Origin of the sequence: Methylibium sp., assembly GCF_965279545.1 — a bacterium.
Classification (GTDB): Bacteria; Pseudomonadota; Gammaproteobacteria; order Burkholderiales; family Burkholderiaceae_C; genus Methylibium.
This window is the reverse complement of sequence record NZ_OZ257250.1, coordinates 1,636,198-1,661,360: the sequence shown is the minus strand read 5'-3', so window position 1 is coordinate 1,661,360 and position 25,163 is coordinate 1,636,198. Positions and strand designations below refer to the sequence as shown.

Genomic DNA, 25,163 nt, shown 5'->3' with positions numbered 1-25,163 from the left:
CCGGCTTGCCCCGGGTCGTTTCGTTTCCGGTCGGACTCAGCCCCGCAGGTCCTGGATGCGAGAGGGCACCGAGTCGAGTCGCGTGTCGATGCGGGCAAACGGGCGAGAACGCTCGAAGCGCTGCCAGCGGCGCTCGTCCCAGCTGTTCGGCCCCTCGATCAGCCAGTGTTCGACCACCGGCGCCAGATCGGCGCGCGGTATGCGGCCGTAGCGAGGGCTGCGGCGGGTCAGCGTGAAGCCGCGGCGGTACAGCCAGCGCGCCGGCAGGCGGGCCGTGACCGTGTTGGCCCAGTAGGTGCACGCCTTCGCAGCCCAGAACGCCTGGCGCTCGAAGTGCACACGACCCGCGAAGCCCGTCTCGGTCGGGAAGACCACGAATTCATCGTCCAGCTCGACCAGCGCGAACGACAGATCGCCGACGCGCTGCACGTCGGCGGTTTGCACAAAGACGATGCGGCGGATGTCAGGCGTGTGCAGGCGATCGACCTCGACGTCGTTGCGGCGCACCACGATGTCCGGCCCGGACCAGGCGGTGCTCCAGCGGGGGGAGAGGTCGAAGGCAGTTCTCATTCGGTGGACTCTAGGTCCACCGCCGAGCGCGCGTTGTGACGAGGCGCGTCCAAATGCAATCAACGTGGGCAAACGACGGGGGCCATGGTCGGCAACCCGCGACAGGGCGGCGCCTCGGCGACGGGGCTGCTCCGGCAGTGGGTGCCGTAGCGGCGGTGCCCGCGCACCACGGCGGACGCGGGGCATGGTGTCGTTATTCAGCGACTGCGGCCGCCACCACCACCACCGCTACCGCTACCGCCGCCGCGGTGACCGCCGGTGCCGCTGCGCGGACCGCCGCCACCGCCGTTGCGAGGACCACCGCGGCCACCGCTGGGCGCGGCTGCTCGCGCGCCGCCGCCCGTCGGGCGGCCTCCGGCGCCCCGTCCACCACCGGAGCGCGCACCGCCGTTGAGCGTTTGCCGTCCGACCTGGATCGGCTGTGCCACGGCGCGCGGATCGGGCTCGAAGCCGGGCACGAGCTCGCGGGGGATGCTGCGCTTGATCAGCTTCTCGATGTCGCGCAGGAAGCCGTCCTCGTCGATGCACACCAGCGAGATCGCTTCGCCCTGGGCGCCCGCGCGTCCGGTGCGGCCGATGCGGTGCACGTAGTCCTCCGGCACGTTGGGCAGCTCGAAGTTGACGACGTGGGGCAACTGGTCGATGTCGATGCCGCGTGCGGCGATGTCGGTCGCCACCAGCACCTGCAGGTCGCCGTTCTTGAAGTCGGCCAGCGCCTTGGTGCGAGCGCTCTGGCTCTTGTTGCCGTGAATCGCCATCGCCGTGATGCCCTGCTCGTTCAGGAACTCGGTCAGTCGGTTGGCGCCGTGCTTCATGCGGCAGAACACCAGCACCTGGTGCCAGTCCTGACTCTTGATCAGGTGCGCGAGCATTTCCTTCTTGCGATCGCGGTCGACCGGGTGGATCTTCTGTGCGATGGTCTCGACCGTGCTGTTGCGGCGCGCCACCTCGATCACCTGCGGGCTGTTCAGCAGGCGGTCGGCCAGGGTCTTGATCTCGTCGCTGAAGGTCGCGCTGAACAGCAGGCTTTGCTTGTGCTTGGGCACGATCGCCAGCACTTTCTTGATATCGTGGATGAAGCCCATGTCGAGCATGCGGTCGGCTTCATCGAGTACGAAGATCTCGACCTGGCTCAGGTCCAGCGTGCGCTGCTGGTGGTGGTCGAGCAGGCGGCCGGGAGTGGCCACCAGGATGTCGACGCCGCGCTTCAAACGGTCGATCTGCGGCTGCATGCCGACGCCGCCGAACATCGCCATCGAGCTGAGCTTGGCGTGCTTGCCATAGACGCGCACGCTTTCCTCCACCTGGGCCGCGAGTTCGCGGGTTGGCGTGAGGATCAGCGCACGCACCGGGAGGCGGCCCTTGGCGTCGCGCACGGCCGGCTTGGCCATCAGGCGGTGCAGCATCGGCAGCACGAAGCCGGCGGTCTTGCCGGTGCCGGTTTGTGCGCCGGCGAGCAGATCGCCACCCAGCATGACGGCCGGAATGGCCTGTTTCTGGATCGGCGTGGGGGTGTCGTAACCCGCGTCGGCAATGGCTTGCAGCAGGGGCTCGGCGAGCCCTAGTTCTTTGAATGACATGGAGGGGTGCCCGACAACGGGCATCGAGGTCGGCCTGCCGCGGCGTGCGAAGCACGTGCGCCAGTCGGAGGCCAGAGGGGAGAAGGAGGTCGGAATCGACTGCAGCGCAAGGACTGGAACTGCGCGCTGCAGCGGCCATTGTAGAGGACAGCCCCCGAGCGTGCCCGGACACTGCCGCTTCGGTGTGGATGAATACCGGGTGAGCGTGCGATGCCCTCAGTGCGGCAGCGGTGCGTCGATGCCGATGAAGCCGTCGCGGTTGGGCATGCGCACCTTGGGCAAGGTCTTCGCGTTCATCTCGTCGTGCTCGCCGATCACGCCATTGGCGAACAGCAGGTAGGCGCTCAGCGCGTAGACCTCGTCGGCGCTCAGCGTGCCGGGCGCGGCCATCGGCTTGGCGCGGCGCACGAAGTCGAAGATCGTCGTCGCGTAGGGCCAGTACAGGCCGATCGTCTTGTCGGGCGTCGGGCTGGTCAGCGGTTCGGAGCCGCCGGCCAGTTCCTCGGCGCTGGCGCCGTGGCCGCCGGCGCCGTGGCAGGCCGCGCAATGCTGGCGAAACAGCGGCGCGCCGTCGAGCGCGTTGCCGCGGCCCGCGGGCAGGCCGCGGCCGTCGGGAAAGACGCTGAGGTCCCAGCGGGCGGCGTCCCGTGCGTCGACCGGCCGGCCCAGCCGGGGGGCCTGCACCGCCTCGGCCGCCGTGGCACCACAGGCCCATATCAGCAGCAGCCCGGCGGTCAGTCCGCGGCCTCTAGGCATAGACATGGCGCACCGCACCTTCGTCGTCGACGGCCCAGGACACGATGGCGTTGTAGTGGAAGTAGCCGTTGCTGCCGCGCTGCGCGATCAGGGCCGTGCGCTCGGGCTGCACATCGCCGGTCTCGTCGGTGGCCCGGCTCTTCAGGACGGCGGGCCGGCCGTTCCATTTCCAAGCGGCACGAAATCGCGTCAGGCAGCGCGGCAGCACCGGATCCTGCAGTGCCGCCTCGGCCCAGCTGTGTCCGCCATCGGCCGAGACCTCGACGCTGCGGATGCGCCCGCGGCCACTCCAGGCCAGCCCGCTGATCTCGTAGAAATCGGGCCCGTGCAGGCGCTGGCCATGCGAAGGCGATGTGATCAGCGACTTGACTTCCATCACGAAGGTGAACATGCGCGCGGTGCCGTCGGCTTGCAACTCGGTGTACTTCGCGGTCTCGTTGCGCGCCATCAGCGGCTGGTCCGTCAGCTGCAGCCGCCGCAGCCACTTGACGTTGAGCACGCCTTCCCACCCGGGGACGATCAGGCGCAGCGGATAGCCGTGCTCGGGGCGCAGGCGCTCGCCGTTCTGGTAGAGCGCGACGATCGCGTCATCCCTCAGCTTCGCGACGGGCAGGCTCACGTTCATCGCGAAGGCATCGGCGCCCTCGGCGATCGCCCAGCCGGCGCGGGACTCGGCGCCCGCTTCATCGAGCAGGAGGGCCAGCGGCACGCCGGTCCATTCGCTGCAGGAGATCAGGCCGTGGAAGGAGCCGACCGTGCGCTGGATCGGCTCCGGGTGCCAGCCGGCGTTGCTGTTGCCGCCGCACTCGAGAAAGACCAGGTGCGAGCGCAGCGGGTAGCGCAGCAGATCGTCGACCCCGAAGCTCAGTGCTTGCTTCACGCGGCCGTGTATCAGCAGCCGGTGCCGTGCCGGGTCGATCTCGGGCACGCCGTTGTGGTGACGTTCGAAATGCAGGCCGGTCGGGGTGATGATTCCTTCGAGTTCCTCCAGCGGCGTCAGCGACACGCCATTGCCCGGCAGCATGCGGTTGCCGCTGATGCGGCGGATGACCTGTTGCTCGTACCGGGACGGCTGGCCATAGACCGTGAAGGCCCTGCCGGGCGTGTGCATCCACGGCGGTGACGGGTCGATGGCCAGGGAGGGCTCCGGACCGGCAGCCTGCGCAGCGGCCCGGGGGATGGCGGCGCTGGCCGATGCCAGTACCAGGCCGCGCGTCAGCAGCGCACGCCGGTGCAGCAGACCGCCGCCTGCGACGGGCCGCAGCGCGTCGACCGGCGGCTCGGGCGTGTCCGCCACGGCCTCAGGTCTTGGTGCGGACGGGGATGGCGCTTTCGAACTTGCGCTCCTCGCTGTCGACGACCTGCGCCTTGAGCTCGCCGTCGCCGGTGAGCATGAAGTAGAAGCGCAGCGACGGGTTCTCGCTGATCGTGAAGTCGATGTCGGCGCTCATGACCGGCCGGCCGGCGTAGGTCACGTTGATGCTGCGCACATAGTGGGGCGAGGGAGCCAGGCGCGTCAACTGATCGATGGCCAGGCCCGAGATGTTCGGGTGGCTCACCATCAGCTGCGCCAGCACCGGCTGGCCTGCCACCGGAACACCTTCCACGCGCAGCTTCATCTTGCCCATCGATGCCATGGCTTCGGCGAGGTCCTTGCCGGCCGGCGCCGAGCACCCACCGGAAGCCTTGACGAAGTGCTTGTCCATCACCAGCGAGCCGTTGCTCAGCTCGGCGATGGCCCGCACGTGGGTGTACTCCTCGATCCGCACGCGGGTCTCGAGATCGGCCCGGCCGCTGTCGGGCGTGAAGCTGAAGACGGCACCGACCGGCGAGGGATTGCGGTCGATCACCAGCCAGATCTTCCTGATGTAGCGGCTCGGGCTCTGGACGAGTTGGGTGCGGATCGCGATCGGCACCACCGCGGCGTCGGCGGCCCGCACCGGGGTGTCGAGTTCGACGATGCCGCGCGCGTCCTCCGAGATCGCCCGGTCGGCGAACAGCGACTTGCGCACGGATTGCCAACGCTCGTTGTCGGCGCTGTCGTCGGCCGACCAGGCCGGGCTGGCGTGCAGGCCCAGCGCCGCGAGGCAGGGCAGCAAGATACGAAGGAAGGACTTCATGCCGGTCTCCTGGAGCGCCGTCGAGGCTGTTCTCCAGCGGGATCATGCGCCCAAGGCTGGCGCCTGTCAGCGACTTGAGCGCAGACCACCGGGTTATCGGGGGCTGTCGGCGACAATAGGGGCTAGCGCGGCAGTGGCCGCGCCTTACAGAAGTTTCCCGAAAAGAGCGCTCCGAACATGGCCCAGTACGTGTACACGATGAACCGCGTCAGCAAGACGGTTCCCCCGAAGCGGCAGATCCTCAAGGACATTTCGCTGAGTTTCTTCCCCGGCGCCAAGATCGGCGTGCTGGGTCTGAACGGCTCGGGCAAGTCGACGCTGCTGAAGATCATGGCCGGCCTGGACAACGAGATCGAGGGTGAGGCCGTGCCGATGCCCGGCATCAAGATCGGCTACCTGCCGCAGGAGCCGCAACTCGACCCCGAGCAGACGGTGCGGCAGGCGGTCGAGCAGGGCATCGGCGGTGTGCTGGCGGCGAAGAAGCGGCTCGACGAGGTCTACGCCGAGTACGCCGAACCCGACGCCGACTTCGACAAGCTGGCCGCCGAGCAGGCCGAACTGGAGGCCGTCATCGCCGCGGCCGGCAGCGAGAACACCGACCTGCAGCTCGAGATCGCCGCCGACGCGCTGCGCCTGCCGCCGTGGGACGCCGTGATCGGCAAGCTCTCGGGCGGCGAGAAGCGCCGCGTCGCGCTGTGCCGGCTGCTGCTGAGCCAACCCGACATGCTGCTGCTCGACGAGCCGACCAACCACCTGGACGCCGAATCGGTCGACTGGCTGGAGCAGTTCCTCAAGCGCTTTCCGGGCACCGTGGTCGGCATCACCCACGATCGCTACTTCCTCGACAACGCCGCCGAGTGGATCCTCGAGCTCGACCGCGGTCGCGGCATCCCGTGGAAGGGCAACTACAGCGACTGGCTGGAGCAGAAGGAAGCCCGCCTCGAGCAGGAGCAGAAGGCCGAGGACGCCCACACCAAGGCGATGAAGCAGGAACTCGAGTGGGTGCGCAAGAACGCCAAGGGCCGCCAGGCCAAGAGCAAGGCGCGCCTGCAGCGCTTCGAGGAACTGTCGGACGTCGAGTACCAGAAGCGCAACGAGACCAACGAGATCTTCATTCCGGTCGCCGACCGCCTGGGCAACGAGGTCATCGAGTTCGAGAACGTCACCAAGAGCTTCGGCGACCGGGTGCTGATCGACAACCTGAGCTTCAAGGTGCCGGCCGGTGCGATCGTCGGCATCATCGGCCCGAACGGCGCCGGCAAGTCCACGCTGTTCCGCATGATCGCCGGCAAGGAGCAGCCGGACTCGGGCACCGTGAAGGTCGGCGCGACCGTCAAGATGGCCTTCGTCGAACAGACCCGCGAGTCGCTCGAAGGCGACAAGACGGTGTGGCAGGACATGTCGGGCGGGCTCGACAACCTCGTGATCGGCAAGTTCGTCGTGCCGTCGCGGGCTTACCTCGGGCGCTTCAATTTCAAGGGCAACGACCAGCAGAAGCTGGTGGGCAACCTCTCGGGCGGCGAACGTGGCCGCCTGCACCTGGCCAAGACGCTGGCGACCGGCGGCAACGTGCTGATGCTCGACGAACCGTCGAACGACCTCGACGTCGAGACGCTGCGTGCACTGGAAGACGCGCTGCTCGAGTTCGCCGGCTGCGTGATGGTGATCTCGCACGACCGCTGGTTCCTCGACCGCATCGCCACCCACATCCTCGCCTGCGAGGGCGACTCGAAGTGGTTCTTCTTCGACGGCAACTACCAGGAGTACGAGGCCGACAAGAAGAAGCGCCTGGGCGAGGAGGGCGCCAAGCCCAAGCGCATCCGCTTCAAGGCCTTGAGCGTCTGAGCCTGGTTCGGTGCGCCTGACTGGCTCCGTGCGCATTCCCGGATCGACCTCGAACATGAAGCCGCTGCGCCTGTGCCTGCTGGCGTTGGCCTGGTCCCTGTTGGCCGGCTGCGCGACACTGCGGTCGTTGCCCGCGGTGGGGCCGGCTGCGGCCGATGGTCCGGGTGCGCCGTCGCGGGCCGCTGCGGCTGTTGCGGCAACGGCGGCGTCGGCGCCTGCACCGGCACCGGGCGCACCACCGGCCTTTGCGCTCGTCATCAAGGACGCCAAGGCCAGCGAAGGCCTGTTCACGCTGTGGCGCAAGGATGAGAAGCTCTGGCTCGAGCTCAAGCCCGAGGACCTGAACAAGCCCTTCTTCTTCTCGCCGAAGCTGGCGACCGGCATCGGCGAGGCGGGGCTGTTCGGCGGCCTGATGGCCGGCAGTCCGCGCATCGTCGAGTTCCGGCGGCTCTACAACCAGGTGCAGCTGATCGCGCCGAACCTTGCCTACACCGCGGCCGCCGGCACGCCGACCGGGCGCGCGGTGCAGGCCGCGTTCTCGCCCAGCCTGGTGGCGAGCGCGGCCGTGGCGAGCCTGCCGCATCCGCAGCGCAAGTCCTTCCTGGTCGAGGTCAATGCGCTGTTCCTCGGCGACCTGCTGGGCATCGCATCGACGCTGGATCGCAGCTTTCGCCAGGGCTACGCCTTCGATGCGCGCAACTCCGCCGTCCTGAAGGAGCGCGCGCTGCCCGACGCGGTCAGTTTCGAGGTGCTGGGGCATTACGCGACCGCGCGGCTTGCGCAGGCCCAGCCCGGCGCGCCCGTGGTGCCGAGCACGCCCCTCACCGTGCCGGACGCGCGCAGCCTGTTCGTCACCGTCTACTACGCGATCGCGAAGCTGCCCGACACGCCGATGGCGTCGCGCGCCGCCGACCCGCGCGTCGGCTATTTCCAGACCGTTCGCAGCGATTTCAGCGACGACCTCGCGCGCTCGCCCCGCCAGCGCTTCGTCAACCGCTGGCGGCTGGAGAAGCAGGACCCGGCCGCCGCGATCTCCGAGCCGGTCAAGCCCATCACCTACTGGCTGGACCGCAGCATCCCGGAGAAGTACCGCGGCGCGATCACGGCCGGCGCTCTGGAGTGGAACAAGGCCTTCGAGCGCATCGGTTTTCGCGATGCGATCCGGGTCGAGGTGCAGCCCGATGATGCCGACTTCGACACGCTCGACGTGAACCGCGCCTCGGTGCGCTGGATGACGAACGCGGCGCCGTCGTTCGGGGCGATCGGCCCCAGCCACGTCGACCCGCGCAGCGGCGAGATCATCGATGCCGACATCGCGATCGAGAGCCTGTCCTCACGCAGCCGGCGCACCGAGCGCGCCCAGGTGCTCGCGACCGAGGTCGCGGCTGCGAGCGATGAGGGCGCCTTCGCCTGTACCCATGCCGACGGCGCCGCGGAGCAGCTCGGCTACGCGCTCGACGTGCTCGAAGCCCGCGGCGAACTCGACCCGGGCAGCCTCGACACCGAGGCCTACGTGCTCGCCTACCTGAAGGACGTGACGATGCACGAGGTCGGCCACACGCTCGGGCTGCGCCACAACTTCCGCGCATCGCGGGTCTACGGCGAACAGCAGCTTGCCGATCCGGCTTTCACGGCCACGCATGCGCTGACCGGTTCGGTGATGGAGTACGCGGCCGTCAACCTGCCGACGCCCGGACGGCCCGGCGGCAGCCCGTTCCAGACCACGCTCGGCCCCTATGACTACTGGGCGATCGAGTACGGCTACAAGCCGGTCGCGCCCGCCGACGAGGCGGCCGAGCTGGCGCGCATCGCCGCGCGCAGCGCGGAGCCCGAACTCGCCTACGGTACCGACGAGGACAACGGACTCGGCATCGACCCCGAATCGCTGCAGTTCGACCTGGGCTCCGACCCGGTGGCCTTCGCCCGCAAGCGCTTTGCGATCGCACGCGACCTGCTGGCACGCCAGGAGACGCGCGAGCTGCCGCCCGGCAGCGACTACGCGGTGCTGCGCCGCTCGGTCAGCTACGCACTGCGCGACCTCGGTCGCGCAAGCACCGTACTGGCGCGCCAGATCGGTGGTGTGCGGACCTTGCGCGACGCCTCGGGCAGCGGTCGCGACCCGCTGCAGCCGCTGCCGGCCGCCCAGCAGCGCGAGGCGCTCGACACGCTGTCGCGTGGCCTGCTGGCGGCCGACAGCATCCGCCTCTCGTCGGCGCTGCAGCGCCGCCTGGCACCCGACTTCGCCGAGCGCACCGACGCCGTGTTCAGCGGCGAAACGCAGATCGCCACCGACTACTCGCTGGTCGGTGCGGTGCTCGAACTGCAGCGCAACGTGCTCGCGCAGCTGATGAGCGACGCCGTCGCCGCTCGGCTGCTCGACAGCCAGGGCAAGGCCAGCGCCGCGGCCGACACGCTGCCGCTCGCCGAGCTCTACGAACGCCTGACGCGCGACGTGTGGAGCGAACTGCGGGACGGCGGCGACATCCCGCCGCCGCGTCGCGAACTGCAGCGCGAGCATGTGAACCGGCTCGCCGCCTTGCTGCTGCGGCCCGGTGCGCTCAGCCGGGCCGACGCCCGCAGCCTGTTGCGCGCGCAGTCGCGCACGCTGCTCGCGCAGATCGCGAGCGCCCGGCGGCATCCGGGCTTGAGCGCCGAGGCGCGGGCCCACCTCGCCGACAGCGCCGACACCCTGTCGCAGGCCCTGGCCGCCCGGCCCGTGCGCACCGCTTCCTGATCCTTCTGAGCAAGGCCGGCCGGGCGAGCGCCATGCGCTCGTACCCAGTCGCGTTCATCCACATCAAGTCAGGCGGCGTCTTGTGGCTCCTTGCAGCCGTTCGTGTGCGTGGGTGGTTGAGGTTCGAAGCGTCCTCCGGCCGGCTTCCTGCAAGGACCGCGCGTTGCTGGCGAGGCCGCCGGGCGAGCGGCTCCGCTCATGCCCAGCCGCTTGTATCGCGACCCGGCGCGGCGCCCCCGCTGACGTTTGACGGTCGTGCTTCCGGACAAAGACACCGCAACCACCCCTGGCCCGACCTTCAATCCGATGCGCTCGAATGTGCAATGCCGTATCAGCGCGCGCCGAGCGCCCGGCCGAGCCAGGCCGCGCCGCGCACGCCCGAGGCGTCGCCGTGGTGCGAGAGTGCCAGGCGGGTGCGCACCGGCATGTCGTGGCGCGCGCCGAACACCCAAGGCGTCCACAGCGCCGGCAGGCGTTCGATCAGACCGGGCAGGCGCGAGGCGCCGCCGCCGAACACGATCACGTCCGGATCGAGCAGGTTGATGACCGAGGCGAGCGCGCGAGCGCTGCGCTGCGCATGGCGATCGAGGGTCGCCTGGCAGGCGGGGTCGCCGGCGCTGGCGGCCTGCGCGATCGCCACGGCATCGAGGGCGCCGCCGCCGTGGCGCCGGTGGTCGGCCGCGAGTGCCGGTCCGCTGAGCCAGGCTTCGATGCAGCCCGACGCACCGCAGTAGCAGGCCGGGCCGGGGCTCTCGTCGTCGCCGGGCCAGGGCAGCGGGTTGTGGCCCCATTCGCCCGCCAGGCCGTTCGGGCCCTGCAGCACGCGGCCGTGCACCGCGATGCCGCCACCGCAGCCGGTGCCCAGGATCACCGCGAACACGACGGCAGCGCCGGCGCCGGCGCCGTCGGTGGCTTCGGACAGTGCCAGGCAGTTCGCGTCGTTGGCCAGCGCGATCGGCTGGCCGAGCAGGGCCTCCAGGTCGCGCTGCAGCGGCTGGCCGTTGAGGCAGGTCGAGTTGGCGTTCTTCATGACGCCGCTGTCGTCCGGGGTGCCGGGCGCGCCGATGCCGACGCTGAGGTCGCCGCCGGCGGCGCTGCGGGCGCGCGCGACCAGACCATCGATCGCGGTGAGCGTGGCACGGTAGTCGCCGGGCGGGGTGGGAATGCGCTCGCGCCAGCGCTCGGCGCCGTCGGCGCCGAGCAGCAGCGCTTCGATCTTCGTGCCGCCGAGGTCGATGCCGAGGGCGGGCCGGACGGCGGGGGTGGGTTTCATGGTCGGGCTGGTCGGCGGCGAGCGCCGTGATCGCGTTGTCGTCACTGTAGTGAAGCACGGGCCCCCATGGGGCGCCCCGTAGAATTGCTGGTTTGCTGTCGGGGTGTCGATTGAATCAATCAGTGAGCGCGGGCCGTGGCCTGCGCCGGATCGCAAGAGGGCGCCGCGCGGCGCTGTACGCAGCGGTGCTCGGCGTGCTGGGTGTGGCTTGCGGGGCCCGGGCGCAAACGACTCCAGCGGCAGGGGCCCAGGCCGTGCCGCCGATCTTCGTGCTCAACTCGCTCGATGCAACGATCAGCGTGATCGATCCGACCACCTTCAGCGAACTGCGGCGCCTGCCGACCGGCAAGGAGCCGCACCATCTCTACCTGTCGCCCGACGAGCGCTCGCTGCTGGTGGCCAATGCGATGTCGGACACGCTGACGCTGGTCGACCCGAAGACGGGGCTGGTGCAACGCACCATCAGCGGCATCGACGATCCCTACCAGCTGCGTTTCTCGCCCGACATGAAGTGGTTCGTCACCGCGGCGAACCGGCTCGACCACGTGACGATCTACCGCTGGAATGCGGCGGCCGACGGCGGTGATTTCAAGCTGGTCAAGAAGGTCGCGGCCGGCAAGACGCCGAGCCACCTGTTCATCGACAGCAAGAGTACCGTCGTCTACACCTCGTTGCAGGACAGCGACCAGCTGATGGCGATCGATCTCGCCACGCAGACGCCGCGCTGGACGGTGCCAACCGGCAAGCTGCCGGCCGATGTCTTCCTGACGCCGGACGACAAGCAACTGCTGGTCGGCCTGACCGGCGACGAGTTCGTCGAGGTCTACGACGTGAGCGCCACTGCGGCGAAGCTGGTCAAGCGCATCAAGACCGGCGCCGGGGCGCATGCCTTCCGTGCCTGGGGCGACGGCCGGCATGTGCTGGTGAGCAACCGGGTGGCCAACTCCATCAGCCGCATCGACCTGCAGTCGCTGACCGTGGTCGATACCTATCCGGCGCCGGGCGGCCCGGACTGCATCGACGTGATGGTCGATGCACGAGGCGTGAAGACGATCCTGGTGACTTCCCGCTGGGCGCGCCGGCTCACGGTGATCGACCCGGTCAGGCACCAGGTCGTGCGTCAGGTCGCCGTGGGTCGCTCGCCGCACGGCGTGTGGACGCTGGCTCATGCATCGCGCCGCTGAAGCCCTGCGCCAGGGTGTTGCCGCGGCGGTGTCGCTGGCGGCGGTGGTGTGCGGCGCGGCGGCATCCGCCGCGTCCTGCGACAAGCCGGTCTACCTGAGTTTCGACACCGGCCACATGGGCGTGGCGCCGCTGGTGGCCGACGTGTTGCAGCGCCAGCAGGTCAAGGTGACGTTCTTCCTCGCCAACGAGCGCACGCTGAGCGGTGGCAGCAGCCTCGACGAGCAGTGGGCACCCTGGTGGAAGGCGCGCGCCGCCGAGGGCCATGCCTTCGGTTCGCACACCTGGGACCACTGGGTCTGGCGTGCCGACCAGGGCGCCGGCTTCCGCGTCAAGCCGACCGCCGGCGCGCAGACGGGTCGAACGCTGAAGGTCAGCGCCGCGGACTACTGCGCCGCGTTGAAACATCCGCTGCAACGCTTCGAGCAGATGACCGGCCAGCGCGCGCTGCCCCTGTTCCGCGCGCCGGCCGGCCGCACGTCGCCGTCCTTGCTGAAGGCGGCCGAGGCCTGCGGCTTCATGCACGTGCCGTGGTCGCCGGCGGGCTTTCTCGGCGACGAATTGCCGAGCGACAAGTACCCCAACACGCAGTTGCTGGCGAACGCGCTGCGCGACATCCGGCCGGGTGACATCCTGCTGGCGCACCTGGGCATCTGGTCGCGCCAGGATGCCTGGGCGCCGGCGGTGCTGGAACCGCTGATCGAAGGGCTCAAGGGCCGTGGCCTTTGCTTTGCCACACTGCGCGAGCACCCGGACTACCGCGCGTGGATCGCGGCCCACCCGCTGCGTTGACCCCTGATGGACACGCTGACCGACCTGTTCGCCCGCGCGCAGCAAGCGCTGTTCGAGGCGGTGACGCAGCCCCTGCTGTTCTCGCTCGGCTTCGGCAACCTGCTCGAGGACGGCTTCGACGCGACCGGCTGGCTGTTGGTCGGGCTGCTGCAACTGACGGTCATGCTGCTGGTCATCGCGCCCTTGCAGCTCTGGCGGCCGGTGGAGCCGGTGACGGACCGGCAGGCGGTGCGCGTCGACGTGATCTACACGCTGCTGCACCGCCTGGGCCTGTTCCGCGTGGCCTTGTTCTTTGCGATCGATCCCGTGTGGAATGCGGCGTTCGGTGTGCTCAGCGTGCACGGCTACAGCGGCTGGCAACTCGACCAGTGGGTGGCGCCCTGGTGGCCAGTGGCCACCGACACGGCGGTGTTCGCCTTCGTGCTCTACCTGCTGGTGTTCGACCTCGCCGACTACTGGATCCACCGCGGCCAGCACGGCCTGAACGCCTGGTGGGCGCTGCATGCACTGCACCACAGCCAGCGGCAGATGACGATGTGGAGTGACAGCCGCAACCATTTGCTCGACGACCTGCTGCGCGACAGCCTGCTGGTGCTGTTGGCCCGCGCGATCGGCATCGCGCCGGGACAGTTCGTCGCGGTGGTGGCAGTCACGCAGCTGCTCGAGAACCTGCAGCATGCCAATCTGCGCCTGAGCTTCGGCCGCGTCGGCGAGCGTCTGCTGGTCAGTCCGCGTTTCCATCGCCTGCACCACAGCATCGGCATCGGCCACGAGTCGGGCGGGCAGGGCACGCTCGGCGGCCACAACTTCGCGGTGCTGTTCCCGGTCTGGGATCTGTTGTTCGGGACCGCCCGCTGCGAGGACCGCTACGACCCGACCGGGGTGCGCGACCAGTTGCCCGAGGCCGGTGCGAGGGACTACGGCCGCGGCTTCTGGGCCCAGCAGTGGCGTGGGCTGCAGCGCCTGTTCGGGCGCGCCTGAGGCAAGGCAGCGCTGGCGCGGCTTCGGTATGCTCGCCGCATGAAGCAACTGGTCGATTCGTTCTGGCGCGCCGCGGCCTACTGCCTGCACCCGCGCGTCGTCTGGCTGTCGCTGCTGCCCTTGCTGCTGACCGGCGTGCTGGCCGCGGTGCTCGGCTATTTCTTCTGGGAGAGCGCACTGATCGCCGTGCGCTCGCAACTCGATGCCTGGTCGCTCACCGGCAGTGCGCTCGACTGGCTCGACGCGGTCGGCGCCGGCGGTCTGCGCACGATGATCACGCCGTTGATCGTGCTCGCGCTGGCGGTGCCGCTGCTGGTGATCGTCTCGCTGCTGATCGTCGCGCTGATGATGATGCCGAAGCTGGTCGAGCTGGTCGCGAAGCGGCGCTTCGCCACGCTGGAGCGGCGCCACGGCGAGCCGCTGTGGCGCGGCGTGCTGCTGTCGCTCGGCGCGACGCTGCTGGCCCTGGCGGCGCTGGTGATCTCGATGCCGCTGTGGCTCGTTCCACCGCTCGTGCTGCTGCTGCCGCCGCTGATCTGGGGCTGGCTGAGCTACCGGGTCATGAGCTTCGATGCGCTGGCGGAGCACGCATCGCGCGAAGAGCGGCGCGAGCTGATGCGCGAACACCGGCTGCCCCTGCTCGGCATCGGCATCGTCACCGGCTACCTCGGCGCGGCGCCGGCCCTGGTGTGGGCGGTGAGCGCGGCGCTGCTCGTTTTTGCACCCCTGCTGATCGTGGTGTCGGTCTGGCTGTACACCCTGGTGTTCGCCTTCTCGGCGCTGTGGTTCAGCCACTATTGCCTGGCGGAGCTGCAAGCCTTGCGTGCGAGACGCGAGACCGCTGCCGCGCTCGTGCCGGCCGACGTGGTCGATGCCGCTGCAGCAGCTGCCGCTACGCCGCTGCTACCGCCTGTTTGAGAAACGGGAAGGCATGGACTTCGGTCTGCTGATCATCGGTGACGAGATCCTCTCCGGCAAACGCCAGGACAAGCACCTCGCGAAGGCGATCGAGCTGCTTGGCGAGCGTGGGCTGCAGCTCGCCTGGGCGCGCTATGTCGGCGACGACCGCGAGCGCATCACCGCCGAGTTGAAGCTCGCCTTCGCCAGCGGCGCGGCGGTGTTCTCCTGTGGCGGCATCGGCGCGACGCCCGACGACCACACGCGCCAGTGCGCCGCTGTGGCGCTCGGCGTGCCGCTGGCATTGCATCCGCAAGCGCGCGATCTGATCCTGGAGCGCATGCGCGACGTGGCGGCGGAGCAGGGTGTGCCGTACGAGCCGGATCGCGACGACAACCGGCACCGGCTCAACATGGGTGTGTTTCCCGAGGGCGCCCGCATCATCCCCAACCCTTACAACAAGATCGCCGGCTTCACGGTGCCGGGCCGGGCCGGCGGTGGCGCGGTGCATTTCCTGCCCGGCTTTCCGGTGATGGCCTGGCCGATGATGGCCTGGGTGCTCGACACGCATTACGCCGACCTGCGCGGACAAGGTCAGGCGGAGCGCTCGGTGATCGTCTACGGTGCGATGGAGGCCACTTTGACGCCGCTGATGGAGGCGATCGAAGCGGACTTCGACGGGGTCAAGGTGTTCAGTCTGCCCAGCGTCGACCATCCCGAGCACGGCCGGCATATCGAACTCGGCGTGAAGGGCGGGAGCGTTGAAGTGCTGGGCCGCGCCTACGCCGCTTTGCTCAACGGCTTGGCCGAGCAGGGCGCGCGTCTTGGCCCTGAAATGGTGCGATGATGGCGCCAGGATTGCCCATGAATGGGGCGTTATCTGCATCGAAGAGGTGCTTGATTGCCGATCAAAGCCGCTGACAGGTCCTGGGCAGGCGCCGGTGCACCGTTCATGGTCCAGTCTTGGGCATGCTTTCTGCTAAATTCCCGCGAGCCTTTTTCGGCCATTCCGGGGGTCTCTCAACCCCTCCCCCCATACCAACACAACGTCCCGCTTAGGAGCACCTGATGGCCAACAAGACCGTCGCCGACGTGATGAAGATGGTGAAGGAAAACGAAATCAAGTTCGTTGATTTCCGTTTCACCGACACCCGCGGCAAAGAACAACACGTTTCCGTGCCCGTCTCGCATTTCGACGAAGACAAGTTCACGTCGGGCCATGCCTTCGATGGCTCCTCGATCGCTGGCTGGAAGGGCATCGAAGCCTCCGACATGCAGCTGATGCCGGACCCGAACACGGCCAACATCGATCCGTTCTTCGAGGAGCCGACGCTGATCCTGACCTGCGACGTCGTCGACCCGGCCGACGGCAAGGCCTACGAGCGCGATCCGCGTTCGCTGGCCAAGCGCGCCGAGGCCTACATGAAGGCGTCCGGCCTGGGCGATGCCGCCTACTTCGGCCCCGAGCCCGAGTTCTTCGTGTTCGACAGCGTGCGCTGGAGCAACGACATGTCGGGCTGCTTCGCCAAGATCGAGTCGGAAGAAGCCGCCTGGAACACCGGCAAGGAGTACGAGCACGGCAACACCGGCTTCCGTCCGACGGTCAAGGGGGGCTACTTCCCGGTCCCGCCGGTCGATTCGGGCCAGGACCTGCGCTCCGAGATGTGCCTGATCCTCGAGTCGGTGGGCATCCCGGTCGAAGTGCATCACCACGAGGTGGCGAACGCCGGCCAGATGGAGATCGGCACCAAGTTCAGCACGCTGATCCAGCGCGCCGACTGGGTGCAACTGCAGAAGTACGTGATCCACAACGTCGCTCACGCCTACGGCAAGACCGCGACCTTCATGCCCAAGCCCATCGTCGGCGACAACGGCTCGGGCATGCACGTTCACCAGTCGGTCTGGAAGGACGGCAAGAACCTGTTCGCCGGTGACGGCTATGCGGGCCTGTCGGAGTTCGCGCTGTTCTACATCGGCGGCATCATCAAGCACGCCCGCGCGCTGAACGCGATCACCAACCCCGGCACCAACAGCTACAAGCGCCTGGTGCCCGGCTTCGAAGCCCCGGTGAAGCTGGCCTACTCGGCCAAGAACCGCTCGGCTTCGATCCGCATTCCGTATGTGGCCAACCCGAAGGGCCGCCGTGTCGAAGCGCGTTTCCCCGATCCGCTGATGAACCCCTACCTGGGTTTCGCCGCGCTGCTGATGGCCGGCCTGGACGGCGTGGAAAACAAGATCCACCCCGGCGAAGCCGCCACCAAGGACCTGTACCACCTGCCGCCGGAAGAAGACGCGAAGATCCCGACCGTGTGCGCCAGCCTCGAACAAGCACTGGAATACCTCGACAAGGGGCGCGCCTTCCTGACCAAGGGCGGCGTGTTCACCGACTCCTACATCGACGCCTACATCGATCTCAAGATGCAGGAAGTCACGCGCTTTCGCATGGCGACCCACCCGGTCGAGTTCGACATGTACTACACGCTCTGATCGCGAGTGCGGGCCCCCGGGTCCGCCACGGAGCGACTGGATAGCGTGAAGAAGGGACGGCCTGCGCCGTCCCTTTTTTTCTGGGCGCCGTGCGCGCCGTCCCGGTGCGGTGCGTTGGATACTGGATGCCGGATACTCGGGTCGCCGGGTGTTGCGGTGCAGGGATTCGATCGAGAAGGAGCCGGGATGAGTCGATGGGTGGGTAGGGTGCGTGCGCTGCTGGTGGCAGGGCTGTCGGTCGCGGCGGCTGGTGCAATGGCCCAGGAGCCCGTGATCTACAAGTGTCCCGGCAACCTGTACACGAGCACCATCACGCCCAAGGAGGCGACCACCAAGGGCTGCAAGGCGCTCGAAGGCGTCCCGGTGTCGGTGATCCAGGCGCCGGTGCGGCGAGCACCGGCAGCCGCGACCGGCGGCGACGCCCGCCCGGCGGACAGCCGCGTCGACCCGGCCGACCAGAAGGCGCGCGACACCGACAAGCGGCGCATCCTCGAGACCGAACTGCGGCGCGAAGAGGAGCGCCTGGCCAGCCTGAAGCAGGAGTACAACAACGGCCAGCCCGAGCGCCGCGGCGACGAGAAGAACTATCAGAAGTACCTCGACCGGGTGGCCGAGATGAAGGCCAGCATCGAGCGTTCCGAGTCCGACGTGGCGGCGCTGCGGCGCGAAATCTCCAAGATCGGCGGCGGCAGCGGTGGCTGAGCGGCGCAATGTGACGGCCGTACCGGGCCTTGCGATGAGTCCCTTGCCGCCAACGGCTGCCCACTGGAGCGAAGCCTTCGATCTGCTCGCCACGATGGTGGCCGTGGTCCAGCCCGATGGCCGCTGCCTGTTCGCCAACGCCGCTTTCGAGAACGTGCTCGGCCTGTCGCGGCGCAACGTGCTGCGGCGCGACTGGTTCGACTGGTTCGTCGATCCGGCGCTGCTGCGCGACACGGTGACGGCGGTGGCCCGCAACGAGTTCTCGACCAGCCGACTCGATGCCCAGCTCAAGCGGCCTTTCGTGTCGCCCGGCGAACCGCTGCTGGTGCACGTGATCGTCAACCAGATGGAGCAGTCCGACGTCACGCTGGTCGAGCTCATCGAGATCGAACAGCAGACCCGGCAGGACCGCGAAGAGCGCGCACTCGACCAGGTGCGGGCCACCAAGGAGCTGATCCGCAACCTGGCCCACGAGATCAAGAATCCGCTCGGCGGCATCCGCGGCGCGGCGCAGCTGCTCCAGATGGAGGTCGAATCCAAGGGGCTGAGCGAGTACGCCCAGGTGATCATCCACGAGGCGGACCGCCTGCAGGCCCTGGTCGACCGGCTGCTGGCGCCGCACCGCCGGCCGCACGTGGTCGGCGACGTCAACGTCCACGAGGTCTGCGAGCGGGTGCGGGCGCTGATCGTGGCCGAGTTCCCGCGCGGCCTGACGATCGAGCGCAACTACGACACCTCGATTCCCGACTTCCGCGGCGACCGCGAGCAGCTGATCCAGGCGGTGCTGAACATCGCGCACAACGCGGCGCAGGCGCTGGCCGACCGCATGCTCGCCGGCGATGCACGCATCGTGCTGCGCACGCGCATCGCCCGGCAGGTCACGCTGGGCAAGCAGCGCTTCCGATTGGCACTGGAATTGCATATTGAGGACAACGGTCCGGGCGTCCCCGAGGCCATCCGTGATCGCATCTTCTACCCCCTAGTTTCAGGGCGCGATGGCGGATCGGGCTTGGGGCTCACACTGGCACAGACCTTCGTGGCGCAACATCAGGGCACGATCGAATGCGAGAGTGAACCGGGCAGGACGCTGTTCAAAATCACGATGCCGCTGCCCTGACCATCCGTCGGGGGTGCGGCACGCAAGAAGCTCAGGGATCGCACAGCCGCATGAAATCCATCTGGATCGTCGACGACGATCAATCCATCCGCTTCGTGCTGCAGAAGGCACTCCAGCGCGAAGAGCTGCCGGTGCGCTCCTTCTCGAACCCGCGCGACGTGCTCGTTGCGCTCGACGAGGGCGACGCCCCGCAGGTGCTGGTGAGCGACATCCGCATGCCCGGCGGCTCCGGCATCGACCTGCTCGCCACGGTGAAGGAGCGACTGCCCGGGCTGCCGGTCATCATCATGACGGCCTACTCCGACCTCGACAGCGCCGTCTCCGCGTTCCAGGGCGGTGCCTTCGAGTACTTGCCCAAGCCTTTCGACCTGACGAAGGCGGTCGAGCTGATCCGTCGCGCGCTCGACGAGAGCCTGCGCGAGGACGAAGGCGACGAGCGGCTCACCCAGGTGCCCGAGATACTCGGACAGGCACCGGCGATGCAGGACGTGTTCCGTGCGATCGGTCGCCTGAGCCAGAGCAACGTCACCGTGCTCATCACCGGGGAGAGCGGCACTGGCAAGGAGCTGGTCGCACATGCCTTGCACAAGCACAGTTCGCGCGCCAGCGGCCCTTTCGTCGCGATCAACACCGCGGCGATCCCGAAAGACCTGCTGGAAAGCGAACTGTTCGGCCACGAGCGCGGTGCCTTCACCGGCGCGCAGACCACGCGCCGCGGCCGCTTCGAGCAGGCCGATGGCGGCACGCTCTTCCTCGACGAAATCGGCGACATGCCCTTCGACCTGCAGACGCGCCTGCTGCGCGTGCTGAGCGACGGGCAGTTCTACCGCGTCGGGGGCCACAACCCCTTGAAGAGCACCGTGCGGGTGATCGCGGCCACGCACCAGGACCTCGAGCAGCGCGTCAAGCAAGGGGCCTTCCGCGAAGACCTGTTCCATCGCCTCAACGTGATACGCCTGCGCCTGCCTGCCTTGCGCGAACGCCGCGAAGACATCCCCGGCCTGGCCCGCTCCTTCCTGCAGAAGAGTGCGAAGGAACTCGGCGTCGAGGCCAAGCGCCTGAGCGAAGCGGCGCTCGCGAGGCTGTCGGGCTTCGACTATCCCGGCAATGTCCGGCAGCTCGAGAACATCTGCCACTGGCTCACGGTGATGGCGCCGGCCCAGATGGTCGATGCCAAGGACCTGCCGCCGGAGCTGTTGGCCTCTGCGGCGTCCGCGCCGGCGGTGCCGCAGGCCGCGACCAGCATGCTGCTGCCGGACGCGGCCGCCGTGCCCCTGGAACTGCCGGCCAGCGTGCTCTCGCCATCGGCCATCGGGGTGGCTGCTGCCGTGGCGGGCCTGTGGCTCGATGACCTCGAGCGCGAGGCCCGCGCGCTGCTCGAAGCCGGGGTTCCCGACGTGTGGCAGGCCCTGACCGAGAAGTTCGAGGCGCGTCTGATCCACACCGCGCTCGACATCACGCGGGGCCGGCGCATCGAAGCGGCCCACAAGCTCGGGATCGGTCGCAACACGATCACGCGCAAAATCCAGGAACTGGGTCTCGACGACTGAACGGCGCCACGCCGGCACGGGTCGGTTCCCGGGCTGGACGAGGAGACGATCGTGAGCCATTCATGGACGTGTACCGCGGCGCCGATGCAGCGCGGCGCGGTGCTGGCGCTGCTGTGCGCCGGGATGCTGGGGACGGTCGGGCCGGCGCAGGGCCAGGCCGCCATGAAGCCGGGTCTGTGGCAGATCAAACAGCAAATGGAGCTCGATCCGGCCCAGCAGGCTCAGATGGAGCAGATGCGCAAGCAGATGGCCGCCATGCCGCCGGCGCAGCGCAAGCAGATGGAAGAGATGATGGGTCGCAACGGTGCCAGCCCGGACGCTGCCGGCGGTGGCACGACCAGCAAGGTCTGCGTCACGCCGGAAGACGTGGCGCGCCAGTCGGTCCCGATGGAGCAGCGGCCCGACTGCAGGTACGACCAGAGCCGCTCGGGCGCGACGATGAACGTGAAGTACGTCTGCACCAAGCCGCCGTCGCAGGGCGATATCGAGATCACCACGCTCGGCCCCGAGCGCTACACGATGAAGATGCGTGGCACCGGCGGCGCGAAGGGATCGAAGATCGCGATGCAGGGCGAGGGCCAGTGGCTCGGTGCCGATTGCGGCAGCGTCAAGCCGATGCCGCGCCCGCCCGCTGCCGCCAAGTAAGCGCGCCGCCGCTCACGCGACCGACAACTCGACGACCACCGGCGCGTGGTCGCTCGGCCGCTCGTTCTTGCGCGGCAGCTTGTCGATCGTGCAGGCGATCACCGCGGGCTTCAGCGCCTCGCTGACCAGGATGTGGTCGATGCGCAGGCCCTGGTTCTTGCGGAAGGCGAGGTTGCGGTAGTCCCACCAGCTCCAGCTCTTGGGCGGCTGCTCGAACAGGCGGAAGGCGTCCACCAGCCCGAGCGCGATCAGCTGCCGGAAATGCTCGCGTTCCTCGGGTGTGCAGTGGATCTGCCCGGCCCACAGCGCCGGGTCGTGCACGTCGCGGTCTTCGGGCGCGATGTTGAAGTCGCCCATCAGCACCAGCCGCGGATGCGCTGCGAGCTCGCCACGCACCCAGTCGCGCAAGGCCTGCAGCCACGCCATCTTGTAGATGAACTTCTCGCTGCCCGGCGCCTGACCGTTCGGGAAGTAGGCGCCGATGACGCGCAGGCCGTTCACGCTGCCGGCGATCACGCGCGCCTGCTCGTCGGCGAAGCCGAAGATGTTCTTCGCCACGTCCTGCGCCGGCGCGCGCGACAGCAGCGCGACGCCGTTGTAGGTCTTCTGGCCGAACCACTGCACGGCATAACCCGCGGCCTCGATCTCGGCGCGTGGGAACTTGTCGTCGGTGAGCTTGGTTTCCTGCAGCACCAGCGCATCGACCGGGTTCGCGACCAGCCAGTCCAGCACCTGCGGCAGCCGCACGGCCAGCGAATTGACGTTCCAGGTGGCGAGTTTCAAAGTAATCCTAAGTGACTGTTTTTATTGAAATTGTTTTCTTGTAATCTGGATGGTACCCCCATGCATACCCCCACATTTTTCCGCTGCGAACCCCGTCGATGGGGCTGGGCGGCAATCTGTTGCCGTCATCCTACAAGCGGTCGTCGGCACGCGCTTTTGGATGGGAGGGCAGAGCATCATGCGGCCCCCAGCACCGCCGCGTTCACCTTGAGCGCAAGCGCCTGGCAACGCTGCAGCAGGACGTCGAAGGGCTCGGCATCGTCCAAGAGCAGGCCGCCCTCAACCATGCGCTGGTAGTCCTCAGCCAGCGTCTTCCGCGCGTCGCCGCTAGGTGCCAGATCCAGTGCGCCGGTGACCGCTGCGCGGTAGTCGATGGGCGCACCGTCTGGCATCGATTCGGCGAAGAAAATGCTCTTGTGCTCTGCGCGTCGAGCCGCTGTCAAAGGCCCAGCGTCTCGACCCTGTCGGGCTGCCGTCCCTCACGCAACATGGTCAGGCCGTCGTTGCCGGCTGAAACACGCGGCGGCCCTTTCCCGTGCCCGGGGATCGCGGACCCTGATTCCTTCACGCTGCGCATGAACGAGGCCCGCTTGGCGAACTGACCGGCTTGCAGGTCGCTGCGCTCGGTGCAGCGCCGGCCAGATCTCCACCCCGGTCACCCGCCAAGCCCGGAGCCGGGCCGCTGAATACCGGGTTCATTGAAGTGCTCGCAGCGGCTCGACCGCCGCGCCATTCGCTGCGCTCGGTGTCACGTCGGCCGCAGAGGCGCCGCCGCTCGTGGTCGTTCGGCCGGCTGCGCTGCAACCGCTGCGCCAGGCGAGCTGGCACATCGGCCGCGACGCTGCGCCGACCGTGGGGAGGGGGCAGCCCGTGCGCCAGTCGTCCCACCGCGCTCCCCCCACGGCGCCCCCGTCAACCAGTGAGGGGGACTTGTGGGGGGATCTTCAAGCGGTGGGCCGGGAAACTGGCTCACTGCTTCGGCTGCTGAATGACACCACCCATCCCCCACCCCTTCCCGTGAGGGAAGGGGCCATGCCCACCCCCCGCCCGCCCGTGGGCGGGAGCGAGGAAGTCCGAGCGAAGGGATCAGTTTTCAGGGCCACCTGTCCGGGGCCCGGCTGACCTTCACGCAAGGAGAGAAATCATGGCCAACGTTCAAGTCATCCAGCGTCACGCCCACCTGGCGGGCGGCGTCAAGCTCGAGTTCGTCAACGGCCGCGAGGGCCGGATCGCCAAGGCGGTGCTGACCGCGATCAGCAACACGCGGCGCGGTTCTGGTGATGCCCGCGAAGAGGAGTCCACCGCGATCCAGTGGACGCTGTGGGGCAAGCAGGCCGAGAACGCCGCCGAGTACCTGGGCAAGGGCTCGCACGTCAACATCGTCGGCCGGCTGCGCAACAACAACTACGAGAAGGACGGCGAAACCGTCTACGGCATGGCGTTCACGGCCGAGGAGATCGATTACCTCGACAGCCGCGCCGAGTCCGAGGCCCGCCGCAACGGTGGCCCCGGTGCCGAGAACGGTACGAGCAGCGCCGAGCGCCCCAGCACCCCCGCCGCGAGCACCCGCAAGCCCCGCAACGCGCGCCAGCCGGCGCACGCCGACGCCTGAACCCTCATCGGGTGGGCGTGAAGCCATCGAGCCGCGCCCGCCCTTCGAACCTCACTCAACGATCGAAGGAAACCATCATGTACTCGACCCCGACCCTTGCGACCCGCTTTGCCCGCAACACCCGCGTGATGCGTGGCGACCAGCCCCTGAGCGAAGACCAGATGCGCGCCGCGGCGCCGTCAATATTCGCCGAGGGCAAGCACGCGAGCCGCTCCGAGCGCTACACCTACATCCCCACCATCGATGTCCTGCGCGGCCTGCGCAAGGAGGGTTTCGAGCCCTTCATGGTTGCCCAGGGCGCCAGCCGCGTCGAGGGCAAGGCGGAGTTCACCAAGCACATGATCCGCATGCGCCACGCCGGCCAGGTGCAGACCCGGCCCGAGGCGAACGAGATCATCCTGATCAACAGCCACGACGGCGCCAGCTCCTACCAGATGCTCGCCGGCATGTTCCGCTTCGTCTGCTGCAACGGCCTCGTGGTGGGCGAGGTGGTGGAGGACATCCGCATTCCGCACAAGGGCAACGTCCAGGGCGAGGTGATCGAAGGTGCCTTCCGCGTGCTCGACGAGTTCGAGGCGGTTGGCGAACACACCGAGGCGATGAAGGCGCTTCAGCTCCAGCCACCCGAGGAGATCGCCTTCGCGACGGCCGCCCTGGCGCTGCGCTTCGGTGAGCGCGGTGCGGAGGAGACCGGGGGCCACAAGCCCGCGCCCGTTACGGCCGAGCAGCTGATCGAGGCGCGCCGGCCCGAGGACATCGGCCACAGCCTGTGGACCACCTTCCAGCGCGTGCAGGAGAACGTGATCCGCGGTGGCCAGCCCGGCCGCAGTGCCCAGGGGCGCCGGCTGCAGACCCGGCCGGTGGGCAGCATCGACCGCGGCGTGAGCCTGAACCGCGCGCTGTGGATGCTGGCCGAGGAGATGCGCAAGCTGAAGGCCTGAACCCAAGGGCCTCGCGCGCTGGATTCGGCCTCGAATCCAGCGCGTTTGCAGCCACACACCGGTCCGACCATCGGTGCGGTGCCGGCTGCAGCCGCTCCGCACGAGGTGATGAGATGAACATGTCACTCGAAACGCTCGACGACCTGGACAGCTTCGCGACCCGGTCCGGCGATGCAACGCGCCGAGGCGCCCAGGCCTTCGCTCGACTACTGCAGCTTGCCGAAACCCGCGACTCCGGCCAGATCCCGCGCATCGCCCGCTTCATCGCGGCCACGTACAACGGCCAGGCTTTCCAGCTGGATCCCTTCGAGCTTCGCGCCGTCGACATCGCGATCAGCGACGACATGCTGTGCTGCCTGGACGCGCTGCGCTGGGGCCGCGCCGACCTGTACACGCTCGTTCCCAACGGTGACGCCCGCGTGCGCGCTGTGATCGACCGATGGGGTCTGCGCTGGCCTGAGGGCGATTGATTGCAAAGGTCCGGCGGACGTGAGCAGCGGCCGGCGCGTCCGCACAGGCGCGAACGGCCTATCGGTTGCGCTCGCCGGCCTCCACTTCCTGCCGGCCGGCTCGCGCGGCCCGGCGGCGCCCCATCG

General features: G+C 68.7%; 23 protein-coding genes. 15 read left to right on the top strand and 8 right to left on the bottom strand.

Annotation, left to right across the window (positions count from 1 at the left end):
- Positions 1-36: 36 nt before the first annotated feature.
- The 5 genes from ACQY9S_RS07745 to ACQY9S_RS07725 all read right to left on the bottom strand — a co-directional run bounded on the left by ACQY9S_RS07745 (position 37) and on the right by ACQY9S_RS07725 (position 5,026).
- Positions 37-570, bottom strand: coding sequence for a hypothetical protein (locus ACQY9S_RS07745; RefSeq protein WP_428424516.1), 534 nt, complete (start codon positions 568-570; stop codon positions 37-39).
- Positions 571-767: 197 nt separating this feature from the next.
- On the bottom strand, positions 768-2,150 hold the full coding sequence (locus tag ACQY9S_RS07740; RefSeq protein ID WP_428424514.1) for a DEAD/DEAH box helicase: 1,383 nt from the start codon (positions 2,148-2,150) through the stop codon (positions 768-770).
- Between the two features lie 216 nt (positions 2,151-2,366).
- The gene (locus tag ACQY9S_RS07735) at positions 2,367-2,912 is read right to left on the bottom strand and encodes a c-type cytochrome (protein ID WP_428424512.1); all 546 of its coding nucleotides are present in this window, start codon (positions 2,910-2,912) and stop codon (positions 2,367-2,369) included.
- Positions 2,899-4,203 carry a sulfite dehydrogenase gene (gene soxC / locus ACQY9S_RS07730; RefSeq protein WP_428424510.1) on the bottom strand — a complete coding sequence of 435 codons (1,305 nt, stop codon included), beginning with the start codon at positions 4,201-4,203 and terminating at the stop codon, positions 2,899-2,901. The genes ACQY9S_RS07735 and soxC overlap by 14 nt, the downstream gene beginning before the upstream one ends.
- Positions 4,204-4,207: 4 nt before the next feature.
- Entirely contained in the window at positions 4,208-5,026 is an 819-nt protein-coding gene (locus ACQY9S_RS07725; RefSeq protein WP_428424508.1) for a quinoprotein dehydrogenase-associated SoxYZ-like carrier, read from the bottom strand.
- 177 nt (positions 5,027-5,203) lie between these two features.
- On the opposite strand from ACQY9S_RS07725, the gene ettA reads away from it, so the two are divergent.
- The gene (gene ettA, locus ACQY9S_RS07720) at positions 5,204-6,871 is read left to right on the top strand and encodes an energy-dependent translational throttle protein EttA (RefSeq protein WP_428424506.1); all 1,668 of its coding nucleotides are present in this window, start codon (positions 5,204-5,206) and stop codon (positions 6,869-6,871) included.
- A gap of 55 nt (positions 6,872-6,926) precedes the next feature.
- Complete coding sequence (locus tag ACQY9S_RS07715) at positions 6,927-9,605, top strand: zinc-dependent metalloprotease (RefSeq protein WP_428424504.1); 2,679 nt, start codon at positions 6,927-6,929, stop codon at positions 9,603-9,605.
- Between the two features lie 331 nt (positions 9,606-9,936).
- Here the strand turns inward: ACQY9S_RS07715 and ACQY9S_RS07710 are convergent, their stop codons facing one another.
- Positions 9,937-10,878 (bottom strand): ROK family protein, encoded by a 942-nt coding sequence (locus tag ACQY9S_RS07710; protein WP_428424502.1) that lies wholly within the window; start codon positions 10,876-10,878, stop codon positions 9,937-9,939.
- Between the two features lie 194 nt (positions 10,879-11,072).
- Between ACQY9S_RS07710 and ACQY9S_RS07705 the strand changes: the two genes are divergently transcribed.
- The 10 genes from ACQY9S_RS07705 to ACQY9S_RS07660 all read left to right on the top strand — a co-directional run bounded on the left by ACQY9S_RS07705 (position 11,073) and on the right by ACQY9S_RS07660 (position 21,231).
- Positions 11,073-12,062, top strand: a complete 990-nt coding sequence (locus ACQY9S_RS07705; RefSeq protein WP_428425632.1) for a YncE family protein — start codon at positions 11,073-11,075, stop codon at positions 12,060-12,062.
- Positions 12,046-12,852 (top strand): polysaccharide deacetylase family protein, encoded by an 807-nt coding sequence (locus tag ACQY9S_RS07700; RefSeq protein ID WP_428424500.1) that lies wholly within the window; start codon positions 12,046-12,048, stop codon positions 12,850-12,852. Before ACQY9S_RS07705 ends, ACQY9S_RS07700 begins: the two co-directional genes overlap by 17 nt.
- A 6-nt stretch (positions 12,853-12,858) precedes the next feature.
- Positions 12,859-13,833: a sterol desaturase family protein gene (locus tag ACQY9S_RS07695; protein WP_428424498.1), complete on the top strand. Its 975-nt coding sequence runs from the start codon at positions 12,859-12,861 to the stop codon at positions 13,831-13,833.
- A 39-nt stretch (positions 13,834-13,872) separates the two neighbouring features.
- A complete protein-coding gene (locus ACQY9S_RS07690; RefSeq protein WP_428424496.1) occupies positions 13,873-14,751 on the top strand; it encodes an EI24 domain-containing protein in 879 nt (292 codons plus the stop codon).
- A gap of 13 nt (positions 14,752-14,764) precedes the next feature.
- Positions 14,765-15,577 carry a competence/damage-inducible protein A gene (locus ACQY9S_RS07685; protein WP_428424494.1) on the top strand — a complete coding sequence of 271 codons (813 nt, stop codon included), beginning with the start codon at positions 14,765-14,767 and terminating at the stop codon, positions 15,575-15,577.
- Between the two features lie 221 nt (positions 15,578-15,798).
- On the top strand, positions 15,799-17,217 hold the full coding sequence (glnA, locus tag ACQY9S_RS07680; RefSeq protein WP_428424492.1) for a type I glutamate--ammonia ligase: 1,419 nt from the start codon (positions 15,799-15,801) through the stop codon (positions 17,215-17,217).
- Between the two features lie 186 nt (positions 17,218-17,403).
- Entirely contained in the window at positions 17,404-17,919 is a 516-nt protein-coding gene (locus tag ACQY9S_RS07675) for a hypothetical protein (protein WP_428424490.1), read from the top strand.
- Positions 17,920-17,953: 34 nt separating this feature from the next.
- Entirely contained in the window at positions 17,954-19,036 is a 1,083-nt protein-coding gene (gene glnL, locus ACQY9S_RS07670) for a nitrogen regulation protein NR(II) (protein ID WP_428424488.1), read from the top strand.
- A gap of 50 nt (positions 19,037-19,086) precedes the next feature.
- On the top strand, positions 19,087-20,586 hold the full coding sequence (ntrC, locus tag ACQY9S_RS07665; RefSeq protein WP_428424486.1) for a nitrogen regulation protein NR(I): 1,500 nt from the start codon (positions 19,087-19,089) through the stop codon (positions 20,584-20,586).
- A gap of 51 nt (positions 20,587-20,637) precedes the next feature.
- Positions 20,638-21,231 carry a DUF3617 domain-containing protein gene (locus ACQY9S_RS07660; RefSeq protein ID WP_428424484.1) on the top strand — a complete coding sequence of 198 codons (594 nt, stop codon included), beginning with the start codon at positions 20,638-20,640 and terminating at the stop codon, positions 21,229-21,231.
- 12 nt (positions 21,232-21,243) lie between these two features.
- On the opposite strand, the gene xth is transcribed toward ACQY9S_RS07660, so the two are convergent.
- Together xth and ACQY9S_RS07650 are read right to left on the bottom strand one after the other, a co-directional pair.
- On the bottom strand, positions 21,244-22,014 hold the full coding sequence (gene xth, locus ACQY9S_RS07655; RefSeq protein WP_428424482.1) for an exodeoxyribonuclease III: 771 nt from the start codon (positions 22,012-22,014) through the stop codon (positions 21,244-21,246).
- A gap of 176 nt (positions 22,015-22,190) precedes the next feature.
- On the bottom strand, positions 22,191-22,406 hold the full coding sequence (locus ACQY9S_RS07650; RefSeq protein ID WP_428424480.1) for a hypothetical protein: 216 nt from the start codon (positions 22,404-22,406) through the stop codon (positions 22,191-22,193).
- Between the two features lie 752 nt (positions 22,407-23,158).
- On the opposite strand from ACQY9S_RS07650, the gene ACQY9S_RS07645 reads away from it, so the two are divergent.
- From ACQY9S_RS07645 to ACQY9S_RS07635, 3 genes are all read left to right on the top strand, one after another.
- Complete coding sequence (locus ACQY9S_RS07645) at positions 23,159-23,626, top strand: single-stranded DNA-binding protein (RefSeq protein WP_428424478.1); 468 nt, start codon at positions 23,159-23,161, stop codon at positions 23,624-23,626.
- A gap of 77 nt (positions 23,627-23,703) precedes the next feature.
- Positions 23,704-24,567 (top strand): DUF932 domain-containing protein, encoded by an 864-nt coding sequence (locus ACQY9S_RS07640; RefSeq protein ID WP_428424476.1) that lies wholly within the window; start codon positions 23,704-23,706, stop codon positions 24,565-24,567.
- Between the two features lie 113 nt (positions 24,568-24,680).
- Positions 24,681-25,037: a DUF7673 family protein gene (locus tag ACQY9S_RS07635; RefSeq protein ID WP_428424474.1), complete on the top strand. Its 357-nt coding sequence runs from the start codon at positions 24,681-24,683 to the stop codon at positions 25,035-25,037.
- Positions 25,038-25,163 lie beyond the last annotated feature (126 nt).